Consider the following 2,354-nt stretch of genomic DNA (forward strand, 5'->3'; position numbering starts at 1 on the left):
CCCCGGACCGGACGGCCCGCACCAGATACGGCAGATGATCGGGATCGGCGGGCCGTCCGGTCCGGGGATCCCAGGCCAGCAGATAGAGCTTGGCGGCGAGTGAGAGGGAACCGTTGGGCACGGGGGCCTCCAGGGATCTGCGACCTGCCTCATTGACCACGATCTCCTCAATACCCCCGAGGCGTCACTTCACGACGCCCCCCTTCTCACGCCGCTCGCCCGGAGGCGCCCGCCTCCCGAGAACCGGTGTGGTGACTGCTGTCACCACACTCGCCGGCGTGACGACGACGCGCACCCCCCTTGCGCGCGCGTAGCCGACACGGCCGGACACGGTCCCCTTGATACGCGGTGCCTCCGGGCGAGCGCCGGTTCCGGTGGCTGCTCCCCCTGAGCGCTACTCCTGGTAGAGCTTGACGACCGCGGTCGTCGTGGTCCGCTCGAAGTCGGCCACCGGGGCCTGGTCGTAGCCGCCCATCTCGCCCCACTGGACGATGGTCACGGTCCGCCCGTCGCGGCCCACCCCGAAGAGGTGGATGCCCGGCTCGGAGTCCGGGTACGACGTGTGGACGCCGTAGACGTGGGCCCCGTCCTCGGCCTGGACCGCTCCGTAGTCCCGCCAGGAGGCGGTGCCCTCCGGGTGGTCCCGCACCCAGTCGGAGGCGCAGTTCTGGATCTTCTTCTCGGCGGCCGCGGCGAGCTTGCGGGCGGCGTCCACGGTCCCGGTCCTGACGACGACCTGGCTCGCACTCGTGTCGTACTCGGTCCAGAACGTCCGGTGGGTGGCGCCCGCCGAGGGCAGCGTGTGCTCGACGCAGAACGGCCCGTTCTCCGGCAGGCCCTTGGTGACGTCGCTCGCGTACCAGTCCGACTTCGGATGCGGCGGCAGTTCCTTGGGCACCAGATGGGCCGGAACCGCCTGAACGCTCGCCTGGGCCGTTCCGGTCCCGACAACGGCCACGGCGGCCGCGGTGACCGCCGCGAGGGCGCCGAGACCGGCGCGGAGGGAGCGCTTGTGCTTGTGCCTGTGCATGAGGTGTTTCCCGTCTCTTCGGCCCGCGTCTTTGCGGACCGGATCTGCGCGGACCGGGGCATTGCGGTCCGAGTCTGTGATACGCCACGGCGGTCGCGGCGGCTGGTTCCCAGCGTGGGCGTCGCCGTGCCGCCGCCGCTACGGGTGTCGTGGCATCCGGGACGCTGGAATGCCTACACGTACTCTGACTTGGGGGAATAACAACAGCCTGGAACGCGGTCGCGGGACGGTGGAACCTGAGCGCGGGTGGCGGTGTATGGAATCGTAGGGGTGGTTCAGGTGAGCAACGGGGAAGAGATCACCGAGTTCGCGGAGAGTCTGCGCAGGCTGAAGGACCGATCGGGCCAAAGCTACGGCGCGCTGGCCGCGCGACTGCACGTCAGCACATCGACGCTGCACCGCTATTGCAACGGTGACGCGGTGCCGGCGGAGTACGCGCCGGTGGAGCGCTTCGCGCGGCAGTGCGGAGCCACACCGGAGGAGCTGATCGCCTTACACCGCCGGTGGATCCTGGCGGACGCGGCAAGACGATCGGCCTCCGGCCGGGGCGACACCGGGCGGGCGACCACGCCGGACGGCGCGTCAGGGCACGCCACCGCCAGGCGCGGCTCGGCCGCGCGGGCTGCCGGGGCGCCCGATCCGGCTGGCCGGACCACGGGCCCTCCCGCCCCGGCGACGCCGACCGTTGGAGCCGCCGAGGCGGAAGGGCGAACCGCCGACACCCACAGCGAGCCTCGCGGAGCGAAGCGACCACGCGCGGCCGGTAATCCGGCGGACAGCTTGCCGAGTCCCGCCGAGTCACAGGACCCTTCGTCCCCGGTCCAGCCGGACCACCGCCCGCCCGCGCCGTCGGCGACGCAGGCGCGCGGATCCGCGGACCCGGACATCAGCCAGCCCCACGCACCCTTCACCCCCGCTGCCGCGCCCCGCAACGGCGATCGGCCGATCGCTGACGAGGGCGGCCCAGGCCCTGCGGAGTCGGATGCTGGGCGGACGGCGGACGGCGGTGCCGATGACGCGACCGGCCTCAGGGGCCCGTTGGCCGCCGACGCCGCCGTGTCGGGTCAGCCGGGCCCGAGGGGCGTGCGTGACAAGGCGGTTGACGCATCGTCGGCGAGAACGGCGGAGGCCCATGCCACGGCCCGCGTGAGCAAGGCGGGGGGCACGGCGAAGGAGGGCGGCGCCAGCGAGGCCGGCCAAGGTGGTGCCTTGCGTGCGGGCGGTGTTGGCACGGGACCGGGGGCGCGTGGGGGTGATGGTCCGTCGGTCGAGCGGCGGCAGGCGCGGGCCGGTGGTGGGCGGCGCGCGCCTGCCGCCGCTCGAC

General features: G+C 73.1%; 2 protein-coding genes. One reads left to right on the forward strand and one right to left on the reverse strand.

Annotated elements, in window-relative coordinates; genetic code table 11:
- Window positions 1–394 precede the first annotated feature (394 nt).
- Window positions 395–1,030 carry a hypothetical protein gene (locus CCN51_RS50820; protein ID WP_014175253.1) on the reverse strand — a complete coding sequence of 212 codons (636 nt, stop codon included), beginning with the start codon at window positions 1,028–1,030 and terminating at the stop codon, window positions 395–397.
- 279 nt (window positions 1,031–1,309) lie between these two features.
- Here CCN51_RS50820 and CCN51_RS58890 point away from each other — a divergent pair.
- Window positions 1,310–2,354 (forward strand): transcriptional regulator (locus CCN51_RS58890; protein ID WP_245881876.1); only part of this gene is annotated, 1,045 nt, incomplete at its 3' end.

Source organism: Streptomyces milbemycinicus (assembly GCF_002154605.1).
Taxonomy (GTDB): Bacteria; Actinomycetota; Actinomycetes; order Streptomycetales; family Streptomycetaceae; genus Streptomyces; species Streptomyces milbemycinicus.

What these genes read in the sequence shown, in the direction of transcription:
- CCN51_RS50820 (WP_014175253.1), bottom strand. Translation starts at nt 1,030, where the DNA reads ATGCACAGGCACAAGCACAAGCGCTCCCTCCGCGCCGGTCTCGGCGCC.